Source organism: Gordonia sp. N1V (assembly GCF_029269935.1).
GTDB classification, from domain to species: Bacteria; Actinomycetota; Actinomycetes; order Mycobacteriales; family Mycobacteriaceae; genus Gordonia; species Gordonia polyisoprenivorans.
Genome location: NZ_JARJDD010000058.1, coordinates 1 through 1,443, shown reverse-complemented (window position 1 = coordinate 1,443; position 1,443 = coordinate 1). Strand labels below are relative to the sequence as shown.

Here is a 1,443-nt window from a genome sequence, read left to right as displayed (position 1 = left end):
CGGTTGTGTAGATCGGTGACTGTGTCGGTTGCGGCCAGGAGGCGTGGTGAGCGCGTTTGACGTGCCATTTCACGTATTTGCGTTTGACGACGCGTGGGTTGGCTCGTCGTCGACGTGCGGGGTTGAGTCTGCGTGTGAGGCGAGTGAGGAAGGTGAGCCAGCTGCGGCTGGTGGTGTCAGGGTCGTGAGGGGGGAAAGTCGCCCTGGTGGGCGACTGATTGGCGGGTAATCCTCAGTGCGGCAACGAAACTGACCCTGTCGGGGTCGTGGCCGGCGTGACCGGCGGCCTCGACCATCAACGACCGGATCGCATAGTGACAACACAGATGCCCCCAAATCTCCTGCAGCACAAGATCAGGAGACTTCGAACGCAGCACGGTACGGGGCCCGCGCTGGTGGGTTTTCAGCTCATCGAAGGCAATCTCGATCTCCCACCGCTCGGTATAGGCCGCAGCCAACTCGACCGCACCGACTTCGTCAGGGTCCAGGATCGTGGTCAGCAACCGATAGTGGTCGGCGTTCTCCCGGCCGTCATCGATGGTGTAGTCGATCACCCGCACCAGCATCGGCTCAGCGCGCCGCGCCGCGGCCGAATGTGTCTGGTGCAATTCGGCCAGCCACGAGCCATCCGGAAAGTCCTTCACATGTCGTGGTAACGGCCCTGTACCTGAGGTCTTCACCCGCCACAACAGATCCGCGTTGGTCGCTATAGCTTTGCGCCACAACGCATACGAGAACACTCCACGATCAGCCGTGACCAGCATCCCCGGTGTCAGATGCGGTAGCAACGACTCGATCAGCACCGCCTCGGACTGGTCGTAGGTGCCCACGGCGGCGGCGAAAATGGCGTGCGTGCCGCACTCGGCGAGCGCCACCACCCGCGCCATCGGGAACGCCGCCCGCTCACCCTTGTTCACCCCGGGCCGCCCGAAATACTCATCGTTGACCGGCGTGTCGGCGACATCAAGACACGTCCCATCCACAGCAACCAGCCGCCGCCCCGCCAACCACACCCCAGGCGTCGATTCCCGCCCCAACGGCACCGCGACCCGCTCAAACAACGCCTTCATCGGCGCCGACCCCAGACGAGACCGCGCCTGAAAGATCGCCGACTTCCCCGGAACGCGATAGGACTCCTCCCACCCCGACGCCCACGACAAACCATCCGTGAGCTGGGATAACACATCCTCATACGAGCCCTCGGCATACAACGCCATCCCGATCGAGAAATACGCCATCACCCGCGCCGGCAACGCCCGATGACGCACCTCGGTCCGGCCCGCCGCTGCGATCACCTCGTCCACCACATCCGGCGGAAACGTCCGCGTCAACACGCCCACCGACACCACATCCGACAACCGACGATCCGACTCAGGCTTCACCCACCCAGCACGAGGCATACCCTACAAACTACACCCATGTAACCTTAACTGAACGGTATTG

1 protein-coding gene is annotated in these 1,443 nt (G+C 63.3%); it reads right to left on the bottom strand.

What is annotated here, in order from left to right; translation table 11 throughout:
* Positions 1-176 precede the first annotated feature (176 nt).
* Positions 177-1,400, bottom strand: a complete 1,224-nt coding sequence (locus tag P3L18_RS28075) for an IS4 family transposase (protein ID WP_276115992.1) — start codon at positions 1,398-1,400, stop codon at positions 177-179.
* Between the last annotated feature and the right edge of the window lie 43 nt (positions 1,401-1,443).